The sequence below is a fragment of the Burkholderia sp. MR1-5-21 genome (assembly GCF_053427715.1).
Window position 1 is genome coordinate 1 of sequence record NZ_JBSAXD010000058.1, and the last position, 22,746, is coordinate 22,746.

The 22,746-nt window shown below is 64.7% G+C and carries 25 protein-coding genes; 15 read left to right on the top strand and 10 right to left on the bottom strand.

Annotated features, from left to right (window positions below; translation table 11 throughout):
• Positions 1–306 precede the first annotated feature (306 nt).
• From ACV229_RS39575 to ACV229_RS39615, 9 genes are all read left to right on the top strand, one after another.
• On the top strand, positions 307–1,206 hold the full coding sequence (locus ACV229_RS39575) for a DMT family transporter (RefSeq protein WP_448088485.1): 900 nt from the start codon (positions 307–309) through the stop codon (positions 1,204–1,206).
• Between the two features lie 144 nt (positions 1,207–1,350).
• Positions 1,351–2,001: a TIGR00645 family protein gene (locus ACV229_RS39580; RefSeq protein WP_448088486.1), complete on the top strand. Its 651-nt coding sequence runs from the start codon at positions 1,351–1,353 to the stop codon at positions 1,999–2,001.
• The gene (locus tag ACV229_RS39585) at positions 1,998–3,521 is read left to right on the top strand and encodes a fumarate hydratase (protein WP_448088487.1); all 1,524 of its coding nucleotides are present in this window, start codon (positions 1,998–2,000) and stop codon (positions 3,519–3,521) included. The genes ACV229_RS39580 and ACV229_RS39585 overlap by 4 nt, the downstream gene beginning before the upstream one ends.
• 159 nt (positions 3,522–3,680) lie before the next feature.
• Positions 3,681–4,157, top strand: coding sequence for a bacterioferritin (bfr, locus tag ACV229_RS39590; protein ID WP_448075859.1), 477 nt, complete (start codon positions 3,681–3,683; stop codon positions 4,155–4,157).
• Positions 4,158–4,197: 40 nt separating this feature from the next.
• The gene (murI, locus tag ACV229_RS39595; protein ID WP_448088488.1) at positions 4,198–5,058 is read left to right on the top strand and encodes a glutamate racemase; all 861 of its coding nucleotides are present in this window, start codon (positions 4,198–4,200) and stop codon (positions 5,056–5,058) included.
• A gap of 138 nt (positions 5,059–5,196) precedes the next feature.
• The gene (locus ACV229_RS39600; RefSeq protein ID WP_124603783.1) at positions 5,197–5,433 is read left to right on the top strand and encodes a (2Fe-2S)-binding protein; all 237 of its coding nucleotides are present in this window, start codon (positions 5,197–5,199) and stop codon (positions 5,431–5,433) included.
• Between the two features lie 218 nt (positions 5,434–5,651).
• Positions 5,652–6,389 carry an energy transducer TonB gene (locus ACV229_RS39605; RefSeq protein ID WP_448088489.1) on the top strand — a complete coding sequence of 246 codons (738 nt, stop codon included), beginning with the start codon at positions 5,652–5,654 and terminating at the stop codon, positions 6,387–6,389.
• A 35-nt stretch (positions 6,390–6,424) separates the two neighbouring features.
• Entirely contained in the window at positions 6,425–7,156 is a 732-nt protein-coding gene (locus tag ACV229_RS39610) for a MotA/TolQ/ExbB proton channel family protein (RefSeq protein WP_448088490.1), read from the top strand.
• A gap of 13 nt (positions 7,157–7,169) precedes the next feature.
• Entirely contained in the window at positions 7,170–7,598 is a 429-nt protein-coding gene (locus tag ACV229_RS39615; protein ID WP_448088491.1) for an ExbD/TolR family protein, read from the top strand.
• A 421-nt stretch (positions 7,599–8,019) separates the two neighbouring features.
• Here the strand turns inward: ACV229_RS39615 and ACV229_RS39620 are convergent, their stop codons facing one another.
• Positions 8,020–8,994 carry a LysR family transcriptional regulator gene (locus ACV229_RS39620; protein ID WP_448088492.1) on the bottom strand — a complete coding sequence of 325 codons (975 nt, stop codon included), beginning with the start codon at positions 8,992–8,994 and terminating at the stop codon, positions 8,020–8,022.
• A gap of 122 nt (positions 8,995–9,116) precedes the next feature.
• Between ACV229_RS39620 and ACV229_RS39625 the strand changes: the two genes are divergently transcribed.
• The 3 genes from ACV229_RS39625 (at position 9,117) to hemP (ending at position 10,961) form a co-directional block, all read left to right on the top strand.
• Positions 9,117–9,989, top strand: a complete 873-nt coding sequence (locus ACV229_RS39625) for a pirin family protein (protein ID WP_448088493.1) — start codon at positions 9,117–9,119, stop codon at positions 9,987–9,989.
• A 101-nt stretch (positions 9,990–10,090) separates the two neighbouring features.
• Positions 10,091–10,573 carry an SRPBCC family protein gene (locus ACV229_RS39630; protein ID WP_448088494.1) on the top strand — a complete coding sequence of 161 codons (483 nt, stop codon included), beginning with the start codon at positions 10,091–10,093 and terminating at the stop codon, positions 10,571–10,573.
• A gap of 139 nt (positions 10,574–10,712) precedes the next feature.
• Positions 10,713–10,961, top strand: a complete 249-nt coding sequence (hemP, locus tag ACV229_RS39635) for a hemin uptake protein HemP (protein WP_448088495.1) — start codon at positions 10,713–10,715, stop codon at positions 10,959–10,961.
• A gap of 314 nt (positions 10,962–11,275) precedes the next feature.
• Here the strand turns inward: hemP and ACV229_RS39640 are convergent, their stop codons facing one another.
• From ACV229_RS39640 to uvrB, 5 genes are all read right to left on the bottom strand, one after another.
• Positions 11,276–12,691: a 4Fe-4S binding protein gene (locus tag ACV229_RS39640; RefSeq protein ID WP_448088496.1), complete on the bottom strand. Its 1,416-nt coding sequence runs from the start codon at positions 12,689–12,691 to the stop codon at positions 11,276–11,278.
• Positions 12,688–13,530 carry an FTR1 family iron permease gene (locus ACV229_RS39645; protein ID WP_448088497.1) on the bottom strand — a complete coding sequence of 281 codons (843 nt, stop codon included), beginning with the start codon at positions 13,528–13,530 and terminating at the stop codon, positions 12,688–12,690. Before ACV229_RS39645 ends, ACV229_RS39640 begins: the two co-directional genes overlap by 4 nt.
• 55 nt (positions 13,531–13,585) lie before the next feature.
• Positions 13,586–13,918 carry a cupredoxin domain-containing protein gene (locus ACV229_RS39650; protein ID WP_448088498.1) on the bottom strand — a complete coding sequence of 111 codons (333 nt, stop codon included), beginning with the start codon at positions 13,916–13,918 and terminating at the stop codon, positions 13,586–13,588.
• 61 nt (positions 13,919–13,979) lie between these two features.
• Positions 13,980–14,531: an iron transporter gene (locus ACV229_RS39655; protein ID WP_448088499.1), complete on the bottom strand. Its 552-nt coding sequence runs from the start codon at positions 14,529–14,531 to the stop codon at positions 13,980–13,982.
• A gap of 226 nt (positions 14,532–14,757) precedes the next feature.
• Entirely contained in the window at positions 14,758–16,848 is a 2,091-nt protein-coding gene (uvrB, locus tag ACV229_RS39660) for an excinuclease ABC subunit UvrB (RefSeq protein ID WP_448088500.1), read from the bottom strand.
• Between the two features lie 249 nt (positions 16,849–17,097).
• On the opposite strand from uvrB, the gene ACV229_RS39665 reads away from it, so the two are divergent.
• Positions 17,098–18,297: an amino acid aminotransferase gene (locus ACV229_RS39665; RefSeq protein WP_448088501.1), complete on the top strand. Its 1,200-nt coding sequence runs from the start codon at positions 17,098–17,100 to the stop codon at positions 18,295–18,297.
• A gap of 140 nt (positions 18,298–18,437) precedes the next feature.
• Here ACV229_RS39665 and ACV229_RS39670 read toward each other — a convergent pair whose 3' ends face one another.
• Entirely contained in the window at positions 18,438–19,226 is a 789-nt protein-coding gene (locus ACV229_RS39670) for a 3-hydroxybutyrate dehydrogenase (RefSeq protein ID WP_448088502.1), read from the bottom strand.
• 165 nt (positions 19,227–19,391) lie between these two features.
• On the opposite strand from ACV229_RS39670, the gene ACV229_RS39675 reads away from it, so the two are divergent.
• The gene (locus ACV229_RS39675; RefSeq protein WP_448088503.1) at positions 19,392–20,363 is read left to right on the top strand and encodes a potassium channel beta subunit family protein; all 972 of its coding nucleotides are present in this window, start codon (positions 19,392–19,394) and stop codon (positions 20,361–20,363) included.
• 127 nt (positions 20,364–20,490) lie between these two features.
• Positions 20,491–21,336: a 23S rRNA (adenine(2030)-N(6))-methyltransferase RlmJ gene (locus tag ACV229_RS39680; RefSeq protein ID WP_448088504.1), complete on the top strand. Its 846-nt coding sequence runs from the start codon at positions 20,491–20,493 to the stop codon at positions 21,334–21,336.
• Between the two features lie 15 nt (positions 21,337–21,351).
• Here the strand turns inward: ACV229_RS39680 and ACV229_RS39685 are convergent, their stop codons facing one another.
• From ACV229_RS39685 to cueR, 3 genes are all read right to left on the bottom strand, one after another.
• Positions 21,352–21,696, bottom strand: coding sequence for a hypothetical protein (locus ACV229_RS39685; protein WP_448088505.1), 345 nt, complete (start codon positions 21,694–21,696; stop codon positions 21,352–21,354).
• A 146-nt stretch (positions 21,697–21,842) separates the two neighbouring features.
• A complete protein-coding gene (locus ACV229_RS39690) occupies positions 21,843–21,989 on the bottom strand; it encodes a DUF3563 family protein (protein WP_448088506.1) in 147 nt (48 codons plus the stop codon).
• A 217-nt stretch (positions 21,990–22,206) separates the two neighbouring features.
• Entirely contained in the window at positions 22,207–22,611 is a 405-nt protein-coding gene (gene cueR / locus ACV229_RS39695) for a Cu(I)-responsive transcriptional regulator (RefSeq protein ID WP_448088507.1), read from the bottom strand.
• Positions 22,612–22,746: the final 135 nt, after the last annotated feature.

Below are 22,746 nucleotides of genomic sequence, written 5' to 3' on the forward strand. Positions count from 1 at the left end.
CAGACATCGACTACCCCTTGGTGAACATGAATCCTCTGATTGCGGCGCGATCGTGCGCGCCGCGTCTTGGCCGGCGCTAGCGCGCCGCTGTCTCCCACCCACCCGCGCACGGCCCTGAGGCTGCACGCGATGCTGCGCCGCACCACGTCGCGCGACGGCGACCGAGCGGTCCGGGCATGTTCCAAGATAAGCGCTTGAACTTACCCGTCACTTACGCGGCACCACCGGCGGCACACCGGCGCGCGCTTTACGCTGTTACGACCGCGACCCTACAATCGTAACTGAACTCGCCTTCCGGATTCCAGCTTGAATCGCTACGCCCTCTTCCTCATCGTGTCGATGCTGCTCGTCGGCAGCAACGTCGGCATCGGCAAATCGATCGTCGCCTTCGTTCCCGTCGTCATCCTCGCCACGCTGCGCTTCGTGATCGCGATCGCCGTGCTGTGGCCGCTGTTCCGCCCGGTCAAGATGCGCACGGTCAAGCGTGCGGAGTGGCTGAACCTGTTCCTGCAGGCGTTCTTCGGCACCTTCATGTTCACGCTGCTGATGCTGAACGGCGTGCAGCGCACGAGCGCGGTCGCGGCCGGCGTCATCACGAGCACGATCCCCGCCGTCGTCGCGCTGTTCGCGTGGCTGATCCTCCGCGAGAAACCGAACGGTCGTGCGCTCGTATCGATTGCGCTCGCGATCGTCGGCGTCGTGACGATCAACCTCGCGAACGGCAGCGCGTCGGCCACGGGTCCGTCGGCCGGCTCGCTGACCGGCAACCTGCTGATGCTCGGCGCGGTGTGCTGCGAATCGATCTACGTGATCCTGTCGCGGCGGCTCACGCAGACGCTCGCGCCGATCGACATCTGCGCGTATACCCACCTGTTCGGCCTGCTGCTGATGCTGCCGCTCGGCGCGGGCGCGCTGTGGCATTTCGATTACGCGAGCGTGCCGGGCAGCATCTGGGCGCTCGTCGTGTGGTACGGGCTGTCGGCCAGCATCTTCTCGTTCTGGATGTGGATGAAGGGCATCCGCCACGTGCCGGGCAGCCTCGCCGGCGTGTTCAGCGCGGTGCTGCCGGTCGCCGCGGCCGTCTACGGCATCGTGTTCCTCGGCGAGCGCCCGACGCTCGCACACGGCTTCGCGCTCGCGTGCGTCGTCACGGGCATCGTGCTCGCGAGCCTGCGCGTGAAACGCGCGCCGCGCGTCGCCCCCTGATGCACGCTGACGCGCCCTGATCCGTCCCCGGCGCTCCGTCCGGCCGCGGGGCGCGTCGCTGCAGCCGCGCCGGCCGACGCGTTACAATAGCGCGCTTTCCAGGATAACCCCCGATACCTGCGCCCCGCGCCCGTTCGACCCACCATGTCTGCCGCACCGACCGACCCACACCCGTCTGGCCGTTCCCTCCGCCGTCCCATGCGCCCGCTGCCCACACTGATCTTCATGAGCCGCTGGCTCCAGGTGCCGCTTTACCTCGGCCTGATCGTCGCGCAGGGCGTCTATGCCTACCTGTTCCTGCACGAGGTCTGGCACCTGCTGTCGCATGCGGCGAGCCTCGACGAGATCGGCGTGATGCTCGCGGTGCTCGGCCTGATCGACGTGGTGATGATCTCGAACCTGCTGATCATGGTGATCATCGGCGGCTACGAAACATTCGTGTCGCGGCTCGGCATCGAGGGGCACCCGGACGAGCCCGAGTGGCTCGACCACGTGAACGCGGGCGTACTGAAGGTCAAGCTGTCGATGGCGCTGATCAGCATTTCGTCGATCCATCTGCTGAAGACCTTCATCAACCCCGACCAGCACAGCACCCACGCGATCATGTGGCAGGTGGCGATCCACGTGTCGTTCCTCGTGTCGGCGCTCGTGATGGCGTGGGTCGACCGTCTGACGACCCACACGCATCCCGGCCATTTCCACGAGACGCACGCCCCCGCCGCTGCGTCCCGCAAACCGGCGGAACATGCCGCCGGCAACGCATTCCCCACAGTCCTCACAGAGTCTCAGCCATGACCGTCATCAAACAGGAAGACCTGATTCAGAGCATCGCGGATTCGCTGCAGTACATCAGCTACTACCATCCGCTCGACTACATCCAGGCGCTCGGCCGCGCTTACGAGCTCGAGGAGAGCCCGGCCGCGAAGGATGCGATCGCGCAGATCCTCACGAACAGCCGCATGTGCGCGGAAGGCAAGCGCCCGATCTGCCAGGACACGGGGATCGTCACGGTGTTCGTGAAGGTCGGCATGGACGTGCGCTGGGACGGCGCGACGATGGGCGTCACCGACATGATCAACGAAGGCGTGCGCCGCGGCTACACGCACCCGGACAACGTGCTGCGCGCGTCGATCGTGAACCCGCCCGAAGGCGGCCGCAAGAACACGAAGGACAACACGCCGGCCGTGATCCACTACGAGATCGTGCCGGGCGACAAGGTCGACGTGCAGGTCGCGGCGAAGGGTGGCGGCTCGGAGAACAAGTCGAAGTTCGTGATGCTGAACCCGTCCGACTCGATCGTCGACTGGGTGCTGAAGACGGTGCCGACGATGGGCGCGGGCTGGTGCCCGCCGGGCATGCTCGGCATCGGCATCGGCGGCACGGCCGAAAAGGCGATGGTGATGGCGAAGGAATCGCTGATGGATCCGATCGACATCCAGGAAATCATCGCGCGCGGCCCGCAGGACTGGATCGAGGAGCTGCGTGTCGAGCTGCACGAGAAGGTCAATGCGCTCGGCATCGGCGCGCAGGGCCTGGGCGGCCTGTCGACCGTGCTCGACGTGAAGATCATGGCCACCGCGACACACGCAGCGTCGAAGCCGGTCGCGCTGATCCCGAACTGCGCGGCCACGCGCCACGCGCACTTCGTGCTCGACGGCTCGGGCCCGGCGAAGCTCGAAGCGCCGTCGCTCGACGCATGGCCGAAGGTCCAGTGGGAACCGAACACCGAAACCAGCAAGCGCGTCGACCTGAACACGCTGACGCCCGAAGAAGTCGCGAGCTGGACGCCGGGCCAGACACTGCTGCTGTCGGGCAAGATGCTGACGGGCCGCGACGCCGCGCACAAGCGCATCGCCGACATGCTCGCGAAGGGCGAGAAGCTGCCGGTCGATTTCACGAATCGCGTGATCTACTACGTCGGCCCGGTCGATCCGGTGCGTGACGAAGTGGTCGGCCCGGCCGGCCCGACGACGGCCACCCGGATGGACAAGTTCACCGAGACGATGCTCGCGCAGACGGGCCTCATCTCGATGATCGGCAAGGCCGAGCGCGGCCCGGTCGCGATCGAGGCGATCAAGAAGCACAAGGCCGCGTACCTGATGGCGGTCGGCGGTGCGGCGTACCTCGTGTCGAAGGCGATCCGCGACGCGAAGGTGCTCGCGTTCGAAGACCTCGGCATGGAAGCGATCTACGAATTCGACGTGCAGGACATGCCTGTAACGGTTGCTGTCGATTCGTCCGGCACGTCGGTTCACCAGACGGGTCCGAAGGAGTGGCAGGCGAAGATCGGCAAGATCCCTGTCGCTGCTGCGTAAGCGATCGATCTGAAGGCCGGACGGATGTCCGGCCTTTTTTTGCTTCTCATTCTCATCCCGTGCCGACGGCCGTTCGGACGAGAGCAGGAAACTTGGCATTTCGCTTTCGAGCGATTATCGTTCGGTTTCTGAAGCCCCACCATCAAGAAGGAACAAGCCATGCAAGGCGACAAGAAAGTCATCGAATATCTGAACGCACAGCTGAAGAACGAGCTGACCGCGATCAACCAATACTTCCTGCATGCCCGCATGTACAAGCACTGGGGCCTCGAAAAGCTCGGCAAGCACGAGTACGACGAGTCGATCGGCGAAATGAAGCATGCGGACTGGCTCATCGAGCGCGTGTTCATGCTCGACGGCCTGCCGAACCTGCAGGACCTGCACAAGCTGCTTGTCGGCGAGGAAACCGAAGAGATCCTGCAGTGCGACCTGAAGCTCGAGCAGATCTCGCAGGCGACGTGCAAGGAAGCGATCGCCTACTGCGAATCGGTTCGTGACTACGTATCGCGCGAAATCTTCGAAAAGATCCTCGACGACACCGAAGAGCACATCGACTGGCTGGAAACGCAGATCGACCTGATCGGCAAGGTCGGCATCCAGAACTACCAGCAGACGATGATGGGTTCGCCCGAGTAAGCACGCTCCGCCCTTCCCCGCCATTCCAGTCCGCCCGATCATGTCGACGTCTTCCGTTATTGCCACGACGGCCCCTGCGGTCGCGCCCATCGGCATCTTCGATTCCGGGCTTGGCGGCTTGTCGGTGCTGCGCGCCGTGCGTGCGCAGCTGCCCGACGAATCGTTCGTCTACGTCGCCGATTCGCGCAACGCGCCATATGGTCCGCGCGACGAGGCGTTCATCACGGAGCGCACACTGGCAATCGGCGAGTGGCTCGCGTGCCGGGGCGCGAAAGCGCTCGTCGTCGCGTGCAACACCGCGACGGCGCAGTCGATCGCGGCCATCCGCGAGCGCCTCGCGATTCCGCTCGTCGGCGTCGAGCCGGGCATCAAGCCGGCCGCCGCGTTGTCCGCGAGCGGCATCGCGGGTGTCCTCGCGACCCAGTCGACGCTGAGCAGTGCGCGCTTCCAGGCGCTGCTCGATCGCTATGGCGCCGGCTGCCGCTTCATCTGCCAGCCCGGCCACGGGCTCGTCGAGGCGATCGAACGTGGCGACACGAACTCGCCCGCATTGCGCGCGCTGCTCGACGATTATCTGCAGCCGATGCTCGATGCCGGCGCCGATACGCTCGTGCTCGGCTGCACGCACTACCCGTTCTTCACAGAAACGGTTCGTGACCTTGTCGGCGACCGCCTTGCGATCGTCGACACGAGCGACGCGATCGCGCGCCAGCTCGCGCGCGTCCTCGACGAACGCGGCCTGCGCGCGCCGGCCGGCACGCTAGCCGCGCCGCCGCGCTTCTGCTCGACGAGCGACGGCCGGCAGTTGCGCACACTCGCGTCGACGCTGCTCGGCCTCGACGCGCCGGTCGAATCCGTCACCATTTCTTCCCCTCGCGCGCAAGCCTGCGCGACCGCCTGACCGCCACCGTCGGCGCCCGCGCCACGCAGTAACCCCTCTAAGGGTCTGGTTTTGTTACAAAAAAGCCGGAATCGGGCTTGTCAACGCCACCGAATTTAATGATAATAATTCGCATTAACGTTAGCTATCGCACTCATCATGATCGTCTGCGTGTGCAAGTCTGTTTCCGATCGCAAGATTCGCGCGTCCCTCGCGGAAGGCGTCAACACTTTCGATGAACTCCAGTTCGAACTCGGCGTGGCCACCTGCTGCGGCAAGTGCGAAGAGTCCGTGCGTGACCTGATGGCCGAGCAAGGCGTCTGTGCGAGCCGGTGCGGTGTCGAGCATCACGCTCACCCGATTCCCGTGTCGTTCTACGAGCGCAAGGCTGCCTGACCCGCGCCGAGTGCGCCCGTGCGGCCAAGGCCGCCTTCTTTCGTCTCACCGTCAGCAAGCCAGCATCAGCGCGAGCCAACGGCCTACCTGCCAAGGAGCCCGTCATGGAATTGCTGATCGGATTTGTTACCACCGTGTGCATCTCGTTGCTGATCTTCCGCAAGTGATGCCGCGTCACCCGCTGCACCGTCCGTGCGGCGCCGTACTTTCTAGCTAACATGCAGGCTTCGCATCCCGCCCAAGCCGGCGTCTGGCCGGCTGCTTCCCGTATGAATCCCCGCGTCATCGCCGCAGCGGTCGGCGTGCTCGCCGTGCACGCGGTCATGCTGACGGCAGCCTGGCTCCATCGCAACGCGCCGCCGCCCAAACCCGTCGAAGTCCGGACGATCACCGCACAGCTGCTCACGCCGGCGCCGATCGCACAGAACGTTGCGGCCGAATCGATCCCGCAACCGGCTCCGCCGAAGCCGACGCCGCGCGTGAAGCCCAAGATCGAGCAGAAGCCTGTGCCGACCGTGTCGAAGCCGACGCCACAACCGGTTGCTCCGTCGCACGCGCCGTCCCCGACGCCCGCGGCCGATCCGGCGCCGGCGCCGGCGCCCGCTGCTGCGGCACCGGCCGCCGCGGCGCCGTCGGCGGCACCCGGCCCCGCCCGCGAGACGATGGATGTCCGCGCACCGAAAACCGTGCCGACGCTGCAATGCGCGTTCGTGGAACCCGACTATCCGATGATGTCGCGCCGCCGCGGCGAATCGGGCACGGCCTACGTGCATTTCGTCGTCGGCGTGACGGGCAAGATCGAAAGCATCGAACTGCAGAAGAGCAGCGGCTATTCGCGCCTCGACGAGGCCGCGCTCGCCGCGATGCGCGCGTCGACGTGCCGCCCGTACATCGAGCACGGCCAGGCGATTCGCGCCGCCCGCACCCAGCCCTACAAGTTCGGGCTTGACGACTGACCCTGTTTCATCCGGAAGATTCAAAAGGAACAACAATGCAAAGCTACGGTATCGCGCACGTCTGGGCGCAAGGTGATTTCGTCACACGCGCGATCGCGATCGCGCTCCTCGTGATGTCCGTCCTGTCGTGGATGGTGATCGTCATCAAGGGCTGGAACGTGATCCGCCTGAACCGCCTCACGAAGAATGCGGAACAGGCGTTCTGGCATTCGGATGACTTCGACGACGGCATCAGGAAGCTCGGCCAGGCGGCATCGACGCCGAGCGACAACCCGTTTCTCGCGCTCGCGCTGTCCGGCAAGGAAGCGGCCGACCATCATCATCAGACGCAACCGCACCTGCATGACCGGATGGACGTATCCGACTGGATCACGCGTTGCCTGAAGGACACGATGGACGAAGGAATCGCGCGCATGCAGGGCGGCCTCGCGATCCTCGCGTCGATCGGCAGCACGGCGCCGTTCGTCGGCCTGTTCGGCACGGTCTGGGGGATCTATCACGCGCTGCTCGTGATCGGCGCAACCGGCCAGACGTCGATCGATCAGGTCGCGGGCCCGGTCGGCGAATCGCTGATCATGACGGCCTTCGGCCTGTTCGTCGCGATTCCCGCGGTGCTGGGCTACAACGCACTCACGCGCGCGAACAAGGGCATCGTCAGCAAGCTGCGCCGCTTCGCGCACGGCCTGCACGCGTATTTCGTGACGGGCGCGCGCCTCGCATCGTCGTCGCCCCGCGACGGCCTGCGTCTTGCGGCTCGCGCCAGCTGAAGCGGGGTGAACGATGGCCATGAACACCGGTTTCAGCGACGATGACGACGATGGCGTGATGAGCGAGATCAACATGACGCCGCTCGTCGACGTCATGCTCGTACTCCTGATTATTTTCCTGGTGACGATTCCGGCAATGCAGCATGCGGTGAAGATCGACCTGCCGCGTGCGAGCAGCCAGCCGGTCGAAGAAAAGCCGCAGACCGTGGATGTCGCGATCGAAGGCGACGGGACGATCCTGTGGGACGATCACACGGTGACGCGCGAGCAGCTACAGGCACGCATCGCCGAGGCCGCACAACGCACACCGCAGCCCGAGTTGCACCTGCGCGCGGATCGCAAGGTGGCGTATGAGCGGGTCGCCGAGGTGATGTCCGATGCGCAGGCCGGCGGCCTGACGAAGCTCGGCTTCGTGACGGAGCCGAAGGCCAAAGCGAAGTAGCGCACGCAACCGACACGGCCGGCTACAGTTCGGCCGGTCGCACGTAGCCGGCAGCGCCTGGCCGGCCGCACCTCGCCGGCCGCACCTCGCCGGCCGCACCCAAAGTAAAAGGCCCTCATCGCCAGATGAAGGCCTTTTTTCATGCGCACGCGGGCGCCTTCGGGCGGCGGGCTCTTCGGCGGTATCGGTTGCGCCTGGAGCAACGCAAATGCGGCTACCGTGGTCTGCACGGACTGCGCTTTCTGCCCTATCTGGCTCGCAACATATGCGGCCACCTTACTCCGCTCAGAACTTCCTTCGCGAATTGGGATTTCAATATAGGCCCGCCCGCGTAGGCATTCAAGGCCTCGGCGATTGAAACTTGCGATTGCAGACGACGCTTCAATGACAAAACAAATTTGCAGTACTTGAAGGTCCGTGATCAGGCCGCGGACGCGCCTTCGGTCGCCTCCTTCTTCGCCCGCTCCGGGCAGCCCGGCTGCTGGTATTCGCCGTGATCGAGCTTCTCGACCAGATAGTCGACGAACGCCCGCACCGCAGGCGGCATTCCCTGCCGCGAGACGAACACCGCATAGAGCTGCGGCACCGGCAGCGTCCAGCCGGGCATCACCGGCGACAGCTGGCCCGCACGCAGCGCATTGCCGTACATCATCTCCGGTAGCGCGGCGATCCCGAGGCCGTCGAGCACGGCCTCGCGGATCGTCATCAGGTCGGCCGTCACGAGGCGCGGGTCGTGTTCATGCACGTGCCGGGTCCCGTCCGGCGCAATCAGGTTGAACACATGCCGGCCGTCGACGCTCGGCGTGTCGAGCGTCTCGAAACCGGCGAGATCGTCAGGCACGAGCGGCGGCGCATTCTGGCTCAGCAGGCTCGGCGCGCCGACCAGCATCTGCTCGGTGCGCCACAGCGGCCGCACGACGATGTTCGCGCTCTGCGGCGGCTCCGAGCGCACGCGCAGTGCGACATCGATCGAGTCCTCGAACAGGTCGATCACGCGATTCGTCACACGAATATGGACCTTCACCTCAGGATAGCGGTGCAGGAACTCCGGCAGGATGCGCGACAGCATCGTCTGCGACAGCGTGACCGGCACGCTGACGCGCACCGAGCCGCGCGGCGACGCGCGCAGCTGCTGAACGGCATTCATCGCGGCCTGCGCTTCGGCGAGCATCGCCTGGCAGTGCTGGTAGAACAGCTCCCCCGCTTCCGTCAGCGCGAGCTTGCGGGTCGAGCGTTGCAGCAGCCGCACGCCCAGCGTCGCCTCGAGCTCGGTCAGGCGGCGCGACAGGCGCGACTTCGAGATCCCCAGCACGCGTTCGGCCGCCGAAAAGCCGCCGTGCTCCACGACCTGCGAAAAGTACATCAGGTCGTTCAGGTTATGTGCGTCGATATTCATGTCATCGTTCCAATTCCAGAACAATCCATTGCGAACTGCAGTGAATCAATGGGGAAAACGGTCAATATAATAGCCGTATGTTTCAAAAATAGCGCTATTCCATATTTCCGAGGGCCCATCGCATGACGACTGTTCGCTCGCTAGACCGCACGTACCCCGCCCTTCGCACGACCGAAGGCGGCGGCTTCGTAGTCCATCGCCCGTTTCCGACCCGGCTGCTGATGGACTTCGATCCGTTCCTGCTGCTCGACGAAATGGGGCCGGTCGACTATGGCCCGGGCGATGCCAAGGGCGCCCCCGACCATCCGCATCGCGGCTTCGAAACCGTGACCTACGCGCTCGAAGGACGGTTTCAGCATCGCGATTCCGCCGGCCACGCAGGCACGCTCGGCCCGGGCGACGTGCAATGGATGACGGCCGGCGCCGGCGTCGTGCACAGCGAGATGCCGGATCCGGCCTTCGCGCGCACCGGCGGCCGCTCGCACGGCTTCCAGCTGTGGGTCAACCTGCCGCGGCGCGACAAGCTGATCGCACCGCGCTACCAAGAAATCACCGCGGACCACATCCCGACCGCGACCTCGCCGGACGGGCGCGCGCACGTCAGGGTGATCGCCGGCGAAGCATTCGGCGTCCGTTCAGCCATCGAGACGCGCACGCCGATCCTTTACCAGCATTTCACGCTCGAATCGGGCGCCACGGTCACGCAGCCGGTCCCGGCCGGCTATCGCGTATTCGCCTACCCGATCGCCGGCACGGGCTTCTATGGGCCCGACAGGCAGGCCATCGAGGCGCGCCACATGGTCGTCTACGGCGACGACGGCGATGCGGTCACGTTTTCCGCCGGCGATGCGCAGCTCGACCTGCTGCTGATCGGCGGCGTGCCGATCAACGAACCGATCGTGCGCTACGGTCCGTTCGTGATGAATACCGAGGAAGAGATCCGGCAGGCGGTCGCCGACTACCAGAGCGGCCGCATGGGCCGCATTGCATCCTGACCGTGTCGATTCGGGGACGCAGGTGCCGCGATCGCGCCGGATTTGCGTCACAATAGGTCCTTGAACCACGTGGCGTCCACCACCACAAGGAACCCGTCCTCTTGAATTTCGAACACCTCATCCAAATCAACGCCGACGATCCGGCCGTGCCCGCCCTGACCCGCGACCAGCTCTGGGAAGGCCTCGTGCTGCGCGCCGAACAGCCGCAGCTGTTCGTGATCGGCCTCGACAGTTGCGTCGTCCACGAGCGGACGGCAACCACGCTCGAACGCGAGCTGCACTATGGCAGCGCGACCGTCCGCGACCGGGTGACCTTCACACCGAACGAGCAGGTCCGCTACGACATCCACGCGGCTGACGGCGAGATCGGCGGCTCGCTGACGATGACGATCGAGGAGCGCGGCGAACACGAGTTGTTCCTGCGATTCGAGTACCGCACGACGCTCGCCGTCAGCGACGACACCGAGGACGCGCGCCAGACCCACGGGATCGTCAAGGAAGCGTACCGCACGGCGGACATCGACACCGTGCGGCTGATCCGCGAATACGCACAGGGGCGCAAGGATCCCGATCCCCTGCACTGATCGCAACGGCGGCCGCGCGCGGCCGCCTCTTTGATTTACGCTATCGGATTCGCAATTTCGGTTGATAAAGAGTTTTTGTGAATGGGAATGGTTATCATTTAGAATTCATTCCATCGCATCACATCAACCAACGAATCGAATGACCGACACCATGCGCTCGAACACGCTGACCTTGCGACGCGACACCGGCGCCCATGGGGGCAGCCGCCAGAAGACGGCGGCGGTCACGACCCCGGCGAAGTCTGCCGGTGCGGGCCGCGATGCCGGCACGCGGGTCGTCAGCAGCGATTCGCTGCTGCAAGGCCGCAGCCACGTCAGCATCGCGCACAACGGAGAAACCTATCAGTTGCGCGCCACGCGGCTCGGCAAGCTGATTCTGACGAAGTAAGTACCGGGTATTGTGGGGACCACCTCCCTGAGAGGTGTTGGGCATTAGCCAGCGTAACGGCTTGCACGCGAGATCTAGACCCCTTCGTGCAAACACACTCAAGCAGCCGTTGCAGCAAGCCAAGCCACTTTTTTTGGTTCTCGCAGAAGGAAAAAAAGCGACACGTCCAACGGCGTGTCGCTTTTTCATTTGGCGCAGCACGTGTACACAGTGCACCGCCCAACGGCATCAGATCGCCAGCGCGGCAGCTCCCGCCCAGGCAATCGCGGCATCCTGCGCCGACTTCGCGCCGGACACGCCGATCGATCCGACGGTCAGAAGCGCCCGAAACCCCAGAACATCAGCCACCACGCGCTGTCGATCACGGCCAGCGCGGCCGCGAACCATGCAAATGCCATCAGCCGTCGCGGCCATCCCGCATAGCGCCCCGTCACCAGCCACGCGAGCCACGCGCTCCATGCGTTCGCACCGATCAGGATCGCAATGCGGACGTCCGACGCCCAGCCGAGCGGCACGTGTTCGGCGCGCAACAGCGACAGCGTCGTCGCCGACAGGCCGAGAAACACGCCGGCCCCCGCGAGCGGAATCAGCGCCTGCGCAAGATGGTGAAGCCGCACGCGGTCGAAGCGGCCCAACATCAGTGTCGCACCGGCCAGCAACACGAGCAGCGCGGTGCCGTAGACGAGCCCCGTGCCGACGATGTAGCTGACGATGAGCCCGCCGTCGAGCCACGAGAACACGTCGTTGCGGTCCGGATAATGCGTGAGCAGGAACCACGGCGCGTTGGTTTCGAGCGGCCACGTGATGTCGCGATCGATCAGCCAGCCTGCGAGCGACTGCTTGATCTGCACGAACCACGGGCTGACGGTCCAGTGGAACGCACCGATCGCGACACCGAGCAGGCCGTACAGGATCAGCGCGGTATCCCACTTGTTCGCCTGCTCCGCGCCGAGCTTCACGACCTCCTCGGACGGCGAGCGCCACGACAGCGAGATCGCGTCGCGATGCCCGCTGCAGCGGCCGCACATGTGGCACGCGGCGCCGCCCTTCATGTTGCGCAGCGGCACGAGCGGCGCGCAATTGATCGGAATCACGCGGCGCCCGTGTTCGCCGTTCCTGTACGAACGGCGCCACGCATCCTCGTCGACCTTGTAGCGCATCGGCGCGAGCCGCGCGAGCAGCCCGAACACGCCGTTGACCGGACACAGGTACTTGCACCACACGCGCTTTTCGCGACCGTACAGCAGGCCGATCACCATCGCTCCGACCGTCGAGCCGCCGAGCACGAACAGCACGGCGAGCGGGTACTGGTAGACGCTGACCATCTGCCCGTAGATCGTCGTCAACCCGAACGCGACGAACGGCCAGCCGCCCCACCGGATCCAGCGCGGAATCGCGCGGCCGCGGCCGAACTTGCTCGCGTATTCGGTGAGCGCCCCTTCCGGACACAGCACGCCGCACCAGACCCGGCCGAGCATCACCATCGACAGCAGCACGAACGGCCACCAGATGCCCCAGAACACGAATTGCGCGGCGAGCGTCAGATTGCTCCACAGGTGCGCGGAATCATCCGGCAGCGGGATGATCGCCGGCACGATGATCAGGAACGCATACACGGCCACGACGACCCACTGGATGCCGCGGATCAGTGCGCCGTGGCGCTGCATCCATTGACCGGCCTGTGCGATCAGGCCCGCCAGACCCCGTTTCCCGCCGACGACCGTGCTCATGCCGCGCGCCCCGCCGCCGCAGCCGGACGCCCGCTCGCGCGCTTCATCAGCAGCCACACGACCGCCCAGTACACCGCGTACGCGACCAGGTTCGTGAGCGCCGGATGCGCGCGATAGCCGGTCAGCGTCGCAACGAGCGAGCCGAACGTGCCGGAATCGTCGAGGATCGCCGACGTATCCCACACCTGCGAAATGCCGAGCGGCAGGATTTCCTTGTCGATCAGCTTGTCGACGCCGGTCTGGAACAGGCCCGCGCCGAGGAACAGCAGCATCACTTCGGTCACGCGGAAGAAGTGCCGCCACGAGAAGACCTTGCCGCCGAGCTGCAGCAGGTAGAACGTCAGGAACGCGAGGCCGAGGCCGATGATGACGGCGAGCATCTGGCCGCCGTCGACATGGCCCGACTGCCCGAACCCGAGACCGTACAGGAAAATCACCGTCTCGCTGCCCTCGCGCGCGATCGCGAGCGCGACCAGCACCGCGACGCCCCACCAGTTCGAGTCGCGCGTGCTCTGCTGCAGCGACTGCTCCATGTCGCGTTTCAGCGTGCGGCCGTGCCGGCGCATCCACAGCACCATCTGCACGATCAGCACGCACGCGATCAGCACCATCGCCGTCTGGAAATAGTCCTGCGCGTCGCCGGACAGCACCTCGGTAAAGCCGACGAGTGCGGCGCCCAGCCCGACGGCCATCAGCAGCCCCGTGGCGACGCCGGCCCACAGATACGGCACGCCACGGCGCGCGTCGTCGTCGCCGTTCTTCAGCCACGCATAGAGAATGCCGACGACGAGCAGCGCCTCGACGCTCTCCCGCCAGACGATGAACAAGATCTGACCCATCGATACCTCCCTGACGTGCGGAACACCCGGGCGCCCGCACGCAGACAAAACTGCATTACTTCGCGACGATCACGCCCTGCGCCTGCTGGTGGAAATCGTCGAAAAACTTGTATTCGCCCGGCGACAGCGGCGCCACCACGACGAACGAGTCGGCGCCCGGCGCGAGCACTTTCTCCTTGCGCAGTTGCACGCTCTCGAATTCGGCGGCGCCCTTGCCGGTGTTCCTGATCTCGATCTTGAAACGCTGGCCGGCCGGCACTTCGATGCGGGCGGGATTGAGCTTGCCGTCCGCCATCTCGAGCTTGAACGTCGGAAGATCGGCGGCCTGCGCGGCGCCGGCGACCAACAGCGCGGCGGCCGCGACAACGAATTTCTGGGGGAATTTCATTCTTGGTTCTCTGCGACGACGGCGCGCTCGAGGCTCGAGGCGCGCCGTCCGTTATGCGAGATCAGTAACCGCCCTTCTTGCCGATGCCGGCGAACGGGAAGTCGTATTCGAGCGTGATCGGCTTGAACCACGCGCCCACGCCGGTTTCCTTGTCGACGTGGCGGCCGAACGCCATGTGGCCCGTCTGCATCGGCGGCTTGACGACCATCGTCAGGTGGTACTTGCCCGGGCCGTTCAGCTTCACGTTGTCGCCGTAGTGCGGGCCGTCGCTCGCGACCATGCCCATCAGGTCGCCTTCCGACTTCCACTTCGTGTCGCCCTGCTTCGTCAGCTTGTAGGTGACCTGCAGGTACGGCATCCAGTCGCCTTCGGCGAAGCCCGTCGGGTTGTTCTTGACCGCATGGATATCGGCCTCGAGGTGGATGTCCGAATCCGATGCCTTGCGCATCATCCCTTCCGGCTCCATCGTGATCGGCTGCAGGTACACCGCGCCGATTTCCATCCCGCCCTGGATCTGTTGCTTGCCGATCGGATATTCGGCGGCGGATGCCGACATGGCGGCCAGCGCCGCCGCTACCGCAACCGAAGTGCGGATGAACGAAGAACCCAACATGGACACTCCTTGTTTTTCTCTGACAGAAGCGCAGGCCGCCCAGTCGGGCGGCCTGCTGACAAACACGAACACTAACGCGACAAAGAACGCTAATGCGAACAATTCTCAATACTTGCGGAGTTTAGCACCGAACGCGCGCGGGGACAAACCGGCAACCATGTAAAACCCTGATCCGACAAGGCTTACAGGTGGTTTACCGGCCGTCTTCGGTGACAGTTGGAAAGATTTACTGGACGCCGCTCACGTGGTCGCCGACGTTTGCGCCGAACACCCGCTCGCGCAGCACCGCGAGCTGGTCGCGCGTCGCGGCGGCCTTTTCGAACTCGAGGTTCTTCGCGTAATCAGCCATCTGCTTCTCGAGGCGCTTGATTTCCTTCGCGAGCTGCTTTTCGGACATGTCCTCGAACTTTGCGCGCTGCTGCGCTTCCTTCAGCTCCGCGCGCGCCTCGTCGGCGTTGTACACGCCGTCGATGATGTCCTTGATGCGTTTCACGACGCCGCGCGGCGTGATGCCCATCTTCTCGTTGTACGCGATCTGCTTCGCGCGGCGACGCTCGGTTTCGCCGATCGCGCGCGTCATCGAGTCGGTCATCTTGTCCGCGTAGAGGATCGCCTTGCCGTTCACGTTGCGCGCCGCACGGCCGATCGTCTGGATCAGCGAGCGCTCGGCCCGCAGGAAGCCTTCCTTGTCCGCGTCGAGGATCGCGACGAGCGACACCTCGGGGATGTCCAGCCCTTCCCGCAGCAGGTTGATCCCGACCAGCACGTCGAACGTGCCGAGCCGCAGGTCGCGGATGATCTCGACCCGCTCGACCGTGTCGATGTCGCTGTGCAGGTAGCGCACCTTCACGCCGTGATCGGCGAGGAATTCGGTGAGCTGCTCGGCCATCCGCTTCGTCAGCACGGTGATCAGCACGCGCTCGCCGGCCTTCACGCGGGCGTTGATCTCGGTGAGCACGTCGTCGACCTGCGAACTTGCGGGCCGCACTTCGATTTCCGGATCGACGAGCCCGGTCGGCCGCACGACCTGCTCGGCGATCTGCCCCGTCACGCGCTGCTCGTAGTCGGCCGGCGTCGCCGACACGAAGACGACCTGGCGCATCTTGCGCTCGAACTCGTGGAACTTGAGCGGCCGGTTGTCGAGCGCCGACGGCAGCCGGAAACCGTAGTTGACGAGGTTCTCCTTGCGCGCGCGGTCGCCGTTGTACATCCCGTTCAGCTGGCCGATCAGCACGTGCGATTCGTCGAGCAGCATCAGCGCGTCCGGCGGCAGGTAGTCGACGAGCGTCGGCGGCGGCTCGCCCGGCGCGGCGCCGGAGAAGTGCCGCGAGTAGTTCTCGATGCCCTTGCAGAAGCCGAGCTCCTGCAGCATCTCGAGATCGAAGCGGGTGCGCTGCTCGAGACGCTGCGCCTCGACGAGCTTGCTGTCGGTGTGGAAGAACTCGAGGCGCTCGCGCAGTTCGTCCTTGATCGTCTCGACCGCGCGCATCACGGTGTCGCGCGGCGTCACGTAGTGCGACGACGGATACACGGTGAAGCGCGCGATCTTCTGCCGCACGCGGCCCGTCAGCGGGTCGAACAGCTGCAGCGTATCGACCTCGTCGTCGAACAGCTCGACGCGCACGGCCATCTCCGCATGCTCGGCCGGGAAGATGTCGATCGTGTCCCCGCGCACGCGGAACGTGCCGCGCTGGAAGTCCTGCTCGTTGCGCGTGTACTGCATCGCGATCAGCCGGGCGATCACGTCGCGCTGGCCGATCTTGTCGCCGTTGCGCAGCGTCAGGATCATCTGGTGGTACTCGGACGGGTTGCCGATACCGTAGATCGCCGACACCGTCGCGACGATCACCACGTCGCGTCGCTCCATCAGGCTCTTCGTCGCCGACAGCCGCATCTGCTCGATGTGCTCGTTGATCGACGAGTCCTTCTCGATGAACAAGTCGCGCTGCGGCACGTACGCTTCAGGCTGGTAGTAGTCGTAGTACGACACGAAGTATTCGACCGCGTTGCGCGGGAAGAACTCGCGGAATTCGGCGTAGAGCTGCGCGGCGAGCGTCTTGTTCGGCGCGAACACGATCGCCGGGCGGCCGAGCCGCGCGATCGTGTTCGCCATCGTGAAGGTCTTGCCCGAGCCCGTCACGCCGAGCAGCGTCTGGAATGCGAGACCGTCCTCGATGCCCTCGACCAGTGTCGCGATTGCGGTCGGCTGATCGCCGGCGGGCGGATACGGTTGATACAGCTGGAACGGCGACCCGTCGAAGGTGACGAATTTCGATTCGTCGAGCGCGTCGCCGACTTCGGCATGATGTTCGGACATGGAATGCAGCCGGAGCGAAAACAAAAGATCATTCTAGCGCTTCGCGGCCGGCCGGACTGCTGTCCGCTGCTGACGCGCGGCAGCCGCCGGAAATCGTGAATCGGCACGTCACGATGCGAAAAACCGCCGCGAATTCGCTACAATGTCCGACTGCTGCGCTTTCCGGCGTCGTGCCCATCCGCGCGCGGCCTGCCGCGCCTGCCCCGCCCGATGAAAGCCTGACCCTCTTTTCACTACTGCCGAATCATCATGTCGCTCTTCTCCGCTGTCCAGCTTGCTCCCCGCGACCCGATCCTGGGCCTGAACGAAGCCTTCAACGCCGATACCCGCTCAACCAAGGTCAATCTCGGCGTCGGCGTGTATACGAACGAGGAAGGCAAGATTCCGCTGCTGCGCGCGGTCCGTGAAGCGGAAAAGGCGCGCGTCGACGCTGGCCTGCCGCGTGGCTACCTGCCGATCGACGGCATCGCCGCATACGACGCCGCCGTGCAGAAGCTGCTGCTCGGCAACGATTCGCCGCTGATCGCCGCGGGCCGTGTGGTCACGGCCCAGGCGCTGGGCGGCACGGGCGCGCTGAAGATCGGCGCGGATTTCCTGCGCACGGTGAACCCGAACGTGAAGGTCGCGATCAGCGATCCGAGCTGGGAGAACCACCGCGCGCTGTTCGAAGCCGCTGGCTTCGAAGTCGTCGCGTACCCGTACTACGACGCGGCAACGAACGGCGTGAACTTCGAAGGCATGCTGTCGGCGCTGAACGGCTACGACGCGGGCACGATCGTCGTGCTGCACGCGTGCTGCCACAACCCGACCGGCGTGGATCTCACCGATGCGCAATGGCAGCAGATCGTCGACGTCGTCAAGGCGCGCAACCTCGTGCCGTTCCTCGACATCGCGTACCAGGGCTTCGGCGAAAACATCGAGGCGGATGCCGCAGCCGTGCGACTGTTCGCCGCGGCGGACCTGAACGCATTCGTGTCGTCGTCGTTCTCGAAGTCGTTCTCGCTGTACGGCGAGCGCGTCGGCGCACTGTCGATCATCACGTCGAGCAAGGACGAAGCCACGCGCGTGCTGTCGCAGCTCAAGCGCGTGATCCGCACGAACTATTCGAACCCGCCGACGCACGGCGGTGCCGTGGTCGCAGCGGTACTCGCGTCGCCGGAACTGCATGCATCGTGGGTGCAGGAACTCGGCGAAATGCGCGACCGCATCCGCGCGATGCGCAACGGCCTCGTTGAGCGCCTGAAGGCGAGCGGCGTCGAGCGCGATTTCAGCTTCATCAACGAGCAACGCGGGATGTTTTCGTACTCGGGCCTGACGTCGGCGCAGGTCGACCGCCTGCGCGACGAGTTCGGCATCTACGCGGTCGGGACGGGCCGGATCTGCGTCGCCGCGCTGAACACGCGCAACCTCGACGTGGTCGCCAACGCAGTCGCGGCTGTCCTGAAGTAATACGCCGATACGGGTGGCGGCATCGCCCGATGCCGCCTGCCGACATGAAAAACGCGCTCCATGGAGCGCGTTTTTTTGTGCCCGAACCGAGCGGCCGGCAGCGGCACACCGTCGGCGCGCCGCGCGGCATCGACGCAGGCTTACTGCATGTACCAGCCGTGGCTGACGACGAACGATTGACCCGTGAGCGCGGCGCTCGGGAACGCCGACAGGAACAGCACCGTCTGCGCGACGTCCTGCACCGTCGTGAACACGCCGTCGACCGTGTTGCCGAGCATCACCTTCTTCACCACTTCCTCTTCGCTGATCCCGAGCTCCTTCGCCTGCTCCGGAATCTGCTTGTCGACGAGCGGCGTGCGCACGAAGCCCGGGCACACGACGTGCGAGCGCACGTTGTGCTTCGCGCCTTCCTTCGCCAGCACGCGCGCGAGACCGAGCAGCCCGTGCTTCGCGGTCACGTATGCCGACTTCAGCGGCGACGCTTCGTGCGAGTGCACCGAGCCCATGTAGATCACGACGCCGCCGCGATCGTCCTTGTACATGTGCTTGAGCGCGGCCTTCGTCGTCAGGAACGCGCCGTCGACGTGGATCGCCTGCATCTTCTTCCAGTCGGCGAACGCGTAGTTCTCGATCGGGTTCACGATCTGGATGCCCGCGTTCGACACGAGGATGTCGACCGAGCCGAACGTCTCGGCGACCTTGTCGATGCCGGCGTTGACCGCGTCCTCGTTCGTCACGTCCATCGCGACGCCGATCGCCTTGCCGCCCGCCTTGTTGATCTCTTCAGCGACCGCGTTCGCACCGTCCTGGTTCAGGTCGGCGATCGCGACTGCCGCGCCGGCCTTCGCCAGCTCCAGCGCGATTTCCTTGCCGATGCCGCTTGCGGCGCCCGTCACCACTGCCACCTTGCCGCTCAAATCCGCTGCCATGCACGTCTCCTTCCATATCGGGTCAATCATGCGCACAACCGCCGTACGAGCCGCGATCGTCGTGCGGCCGCCGGCAGACAAGTCGCTATTGTGCATGATCCGCCCCCGCCGTTCGCGCTCAAAACGCCTAAGCTTAAGGTCGGTCCTGTCATGCGGGAGACACTCATGCACTATCGACGGCTTGGCCGCTCCGGCCTGCAGATCAGCGCGCTCTCGCTCGGCTCGTGGGTCACTTACGACAACCAGGTCGACCGGCGCGCGGCACGCGAATGCCTGGCGGCTGCACGCGACGCCGGCGTCAATTTCTTCGACAACGCGGAGGTCTACGCGGGTGGCAAATCCGAGGAAATCATGGGGCACGCGCTCAAGTCGCTCGGCTGGCCGCGCATCAGCTACATCGTGTCGACGAAATTCTTCTGGGGGCTCGCGGAAGCGCCGAATCAGTACCACACGCTGAACCGCAAGTACCTGCTGAACGCGATCGACGGGTCGCTGCACCGGCTGCAGCTCGATTACGTCGACCTCGTCTACTGCCATCGCCCCGATCCGCATACGCCGATCGAGGAAACCGTGTGGGCAATGAGCGACATGATCGCCCGCGGCAAGGCGCTGTACTGGGGGACGTCGGAATGGAGCGCGGACGAAATCCGCGCGGCGTACGAAATTGCCGAGCGGCATCATCTGCACAAGCCGGTCGTCGAGCAGCCGCAGTACAACCTGTTTCACCGTACGCGGGTGGAGCAGGAGTATGCGCGGCTCTACGAAGATTACGGGCTCGGTCTCACGACCTGGAGCCCGCTGGCGTCTGGGCTCCTCACGGGCAAGTATCGGCATGGCGTCCCGCCGGGCAGCCGCGCGCAAGTGCAAGGCTACGACTGGCTTCGTGAACGGCTGACCGACCCGGCCAGAAACGAGATCGTCGAACGGCTCGGCCGCATCGCCGGCGAACTCGACTGCCAGGTCGGCCAGCTGGCGATCGCCTGGGTGCTGACGAATCCCCATGTGAGTTCGGTCATTACCGGTGCGTCGCGGATCGAGCAGATCGCCGAAAACATGCACGCACTCGATGTCGTCGACAAGCTGTCACCGGACATCAAGCAGCACATCGAGGATCTGATCGGCAACGCGTACGAATGAAGCGATCGCCGGCCACTCGCGTACAATACGCGGCCGCGTCGACGCCCGCCCAGCCGTCCGAAGCCAGCCGGCCGCGTACGATCGACAGGCTCTTACCCGATTCACCTTCCGTTCCAGGCAGTCCGTCATGCTCAGCTATCGTCACGGTTTTCACGCAGGCAACCACGCAGACGTGCTCAAGCACGCTGTCGTCGTCCAACTGCTGCGCTACCTGAACAATAAAGACAAGTCGTACTGGTATATCGATACACACGCCGGCGCAGGCGTGTACTCGCTACGCGACGGCTACGCTGCAAAGACGTCGGAATTCGACACCGGCATCGGCCGCCTGTGGAACGACAAGGATCTGCCTCCGGTGCTCGCCGAGTACCTCGATGAAGTCCGTGCGCTGAACGACGACGGCGAGTTGCGCTTCTATCCGGGCTCGCCGTACATCGCGTGGCGGATGATGCGCGAACAGGACCGGATGCGGCTGTTCGAAATGCACAGCACCGAGATTGACGTGCTGCGCCACAATTTCCGTGATGCCGGCCGGCGCGCGATGATCTTCTCGGGCGACGGCTTCGAGGGCATCAAGGCACTGCTGCCGCCCGCGCCGCGACGTGCGCTCGTGCTGATCGATCCGTCCTACGAGGACAAGAAAGACTACGCGCGCACACTTGCCTGTGTGACGGAATGCCTGAAGCGCTTTGCGACCGGTTGCTACGCGATCTGGTACCCGCAGGTCGCACGCACGGAATCCCAGCGCTTCCCAGAGCAGTTGAAACGGCTGCAGCCGGACAACTGGCTGCACCTCAGCCTGACGGTATCGAATCCGCCGGCGGACGGACTGGGTTTGTACGGCAGCGGGGTGTTCATCCTGAATCCCCCGTACACGCTCGCGCAAAGCATGAGAGAGACGCTGCCCTACCTGGTGGAATCGCTCGGACAGGACAGCGGCGCCCGGTGCTCGATCGAGCACCGGGGAAATTGAGCGCGCACGTCCGCTTCAGGGTTGCCGCGGCTGCGGTTGCGGCGCGGGTTTCGACTGACCGGCCGGCGGCGTTCCCCATCCGGGAACGTTGATGTAGGGTGCGACAAACAGCGGTATCGAGGTGCTCGGCGTCTGCTCGGCCGGTGCACGCATTTTCGCCGGTTCGACGATGGGCTCGGACGACAGCGGCGCGGTCTGCAACAGCAATCCACCCTTGCCGTCCTGAATGCCACGTTGCGTATCGAGGACCAGCGGCTGCGTCGCCGCCGCGGCATACGCAACGAGCGCATGAATGAGCAGCGTTGCGGCCAGACCGACACGCACACATGCCACTCCGCGCACATCGAGACTAAAGCGCATGGTCTTGACCTCTCGTGTTGAAAAACAGGCCCATACCATAACGCCACGCGGGCGACTCCACCAGATCCGTCGCACAAAAAAACAAAGCCCCGTCAACACGGGGCTTGCTTATCACACGGCGCCACGCGGCGCCTGACGGACTCCGATTACAGCGAGTAGCCGCTGGTTTCGAGCGAACGGATACGTTGCTCGAGCTGGACGACGTCCGACGACGTCGCGAGGTAAGCCTCACGGCGCTCACGTTCTGCGGATTCGAACCAGTTGCTCAGCTTTTCGACGATATAGGCGATCATGATGTTCTCCAAGGAAGGGGGGACCCCTGGCGAATCGATTTACAGGGATTTCCCGTATAGGGTTATCCCTGATTATAGCGAGGTTGCACCACGACGCCAGTGAAATGTGTGCATGGATTCCATTCCGAATTGGAATGAACCACTTCTCACATTTCGTAACCCATTGATTTTATTGATGTTGTTAAAGAGGCCGCTATCGGCGAGTCGAGGCCGCGCACTATTCTGGTTCAGCCACGGTGTCGGCAAGGCGCGCCAAAATCGGGCATTCGGGACGCGTATCACCGTGGCAATGCGCGGCCAGGTCGGCCAATGTGTCGCGCATGTCGGTCAGCTCCGCGATACGCTTGTCGAGTTCGGCCACGTGTTCGAGCGCGATCGACTTCACTTCTGCGCTGGCGCGAGATCTGTCTTGCCAGAGCGTCAGCAGCTTGCGGATGTCTTCGACAAGGAAGCCGAGTCGCCGGGCCTGACGAATGAAACGCAACACGTGGATCTCGTCCGCACCATAGATTCGGTATCCCGAATCCGTACGCTTGGTCAGCGACAGAAGACCCACTTGCTCGTAATACCGGATCATTTTTGCGCTGACCCCGGATTCGCGCGAAGCATCGCCGATGTTCATCCCACACTCTCTCGTTCCGATACACCTTGATCGTATCAAAGTCGCATTTTTTCGGTTCGGCACGCGAAGAGGCAGTTTCAGGTATGTGTTCGACTCATCCAGGAGGAGGCGGCAGCCGGACGAACAGACAGGAAC

Bases quoted from the DNA above. Each gene is read 5' to 3' on its own strand.
- cueR (WP_448088507.1), bottom strand. From the start codon at position 22,611: ATGAACATCGGCGATGCTTCGCGCGAATCCGGGGTCAGCGCAAAAATG.
- bfr (WP_448075859.1), top strand. From the start codon at position 3,681: ATGCAAGGCGACAAGAAAGTCATCGAATATCTGAACGCACAGCTGAAG.
- ACV229_RS39600 (WP_124603783.1), top strand. From the start codon at position 5,197: ATGATCGTCTGCGTGTGCAAGTCTGTTTCCGATCGCAAGATTCGCGCG.
- hemP (WP_448088495.1), top strand. From the start codon at position 10,713: ATGACCGACACCATGCGCTCGAACACGCTGACCTTGCGACGCGACACC.
- ACV229_RS39585 (WP_448088487.1), top strand. From the start codon at position 1,998: ATGACCGTCATCAAACAGGAAGACCTGATTCAGAGCATCGCGGATTCG.
- ACV229_RS39685 (WP_448088505.1), bottom strand. From the start codon at position 21,696: ATGCGCTTTAGTCTCGATGTGCGCGGAGTGGCATGTGTGCGTGTCGGT.
- ACV229_RS39645 (WP_448088497.1), bottom strand. From the start codon at position 13,530: ATGGGTCAGATCTTGTTCATCGTCTGGCGGGAGAGCGTCGAGGCGCTG.
- ACV229_RS39640 (WP_448088496.1), bottom strand. From the start codon at position 12,691: ATGAGCACGGTCGTCGGCGGGAAACGGGGTCTGGCGGGCCTGATCGCA.
- ACV229_RS39615 (WP_448088491.1), top strand. From the start codon at position 7,170: ATGGCCATGAACACCGGTTTCAGCGACGATGACGACGATGGCGTGATG.
- ACV229_RS39655 (WP_448088499.1), bottom strand. From the start codon at position 14,531: ATGTTGGGTTCTTCGTTCATCCGCACTTCGGTTGCGGTAGCGGCGGCG.
- ACV229_RS39670 (WP_448088502.1), bottom strand. From the start codon at position 19,226: ATGGCAGCGGATTTGAGCGGCAAGGTGGCAGTGGTGACGGGCGCCGCA.
- ACV229_RS39675 (WP_448088503.1), top strand. From the start codon at position 19,392: ATGCACTATCGACGGCTTGGCCGCTCCGGCCTGCAGATCAGCGCGCTC.
- ACV229_RS39580 (WP_448088486.1), top strand. From the start codon at position 1,351: ATGTCTGCCGCACCGACCGACCCACACCCGTCTGGCCGTTCCCTCCGC.
- murI (WP_448088488.1), top strand. From the start codon at position 4,198: ATGTCGACGTCTTCCGTTATTGCCACGACGGCCCCTGCGGTCGCGCCC.
- uvrB (WP_448088500.1), bottom strand. From the start codon at position 16,848: ATGTCCGAACATCATGCCGAAGTCGGCGACGCGCTCGACGAATCGAAA.
- ACV229_RS39680 (WP_448088504.1), top strand. From the start codon at position 20,491: ATGCTCAGCTATCGTCACGGTTTTCACGCAGGCAACCACGCAGACGTG.
- ACV229_RS39625 (WP_448088493.1), top strand. From the start codon at position 9,117: ATGACGACTGTTCGCTCGCTAGACCGCACGTACCCCGCCCTTCGCACG.
- ACV229_RS39605 (WP_448088489.1), top strand. From the start codon at position 5,652: ATGCAGGCTTCGCATCCCGCCCAAGCCGGCGTCTGGCCGGCTGCTTCC.
- ACV229_RS39665 (WP_448088501.1), top strand. From the start codon at position 17,098: ATGTCGCTCTTCTCCGCTGTCCAGCTTGCTCCCCGCGACCCGATCCTG.
- ACV229_RS39690 (WP_448088506.1), bottom strand. From the start codon at position 21,989: ATGATCGCCTATATCGTCGAAAAGCTGAGCAACTGGTTCGAATCCGCA.
- ACV229_RS39650 (WP_448088498.1), bottom strand. From the start codon at position 13,918: ATGAAATTCCCCCAGAAATTCGTTGTCGCGGCCGCCGCGCTGTTGGTC.
- ACV229_RS39620 (WP_448088492.1), bottom strand. From the start codon at position 8,994: ATGAATATCGACGCACATAACCTGAACGACCTGATGTACTTTTCGCAG.
- ACV229_RS39610 (WP_448088490.1), top strand. From the start codon at position 6,425: ATGCAAAGCTACGGTATCGCGCACGTCTGGGCGCAAGGTGATTTCGTC.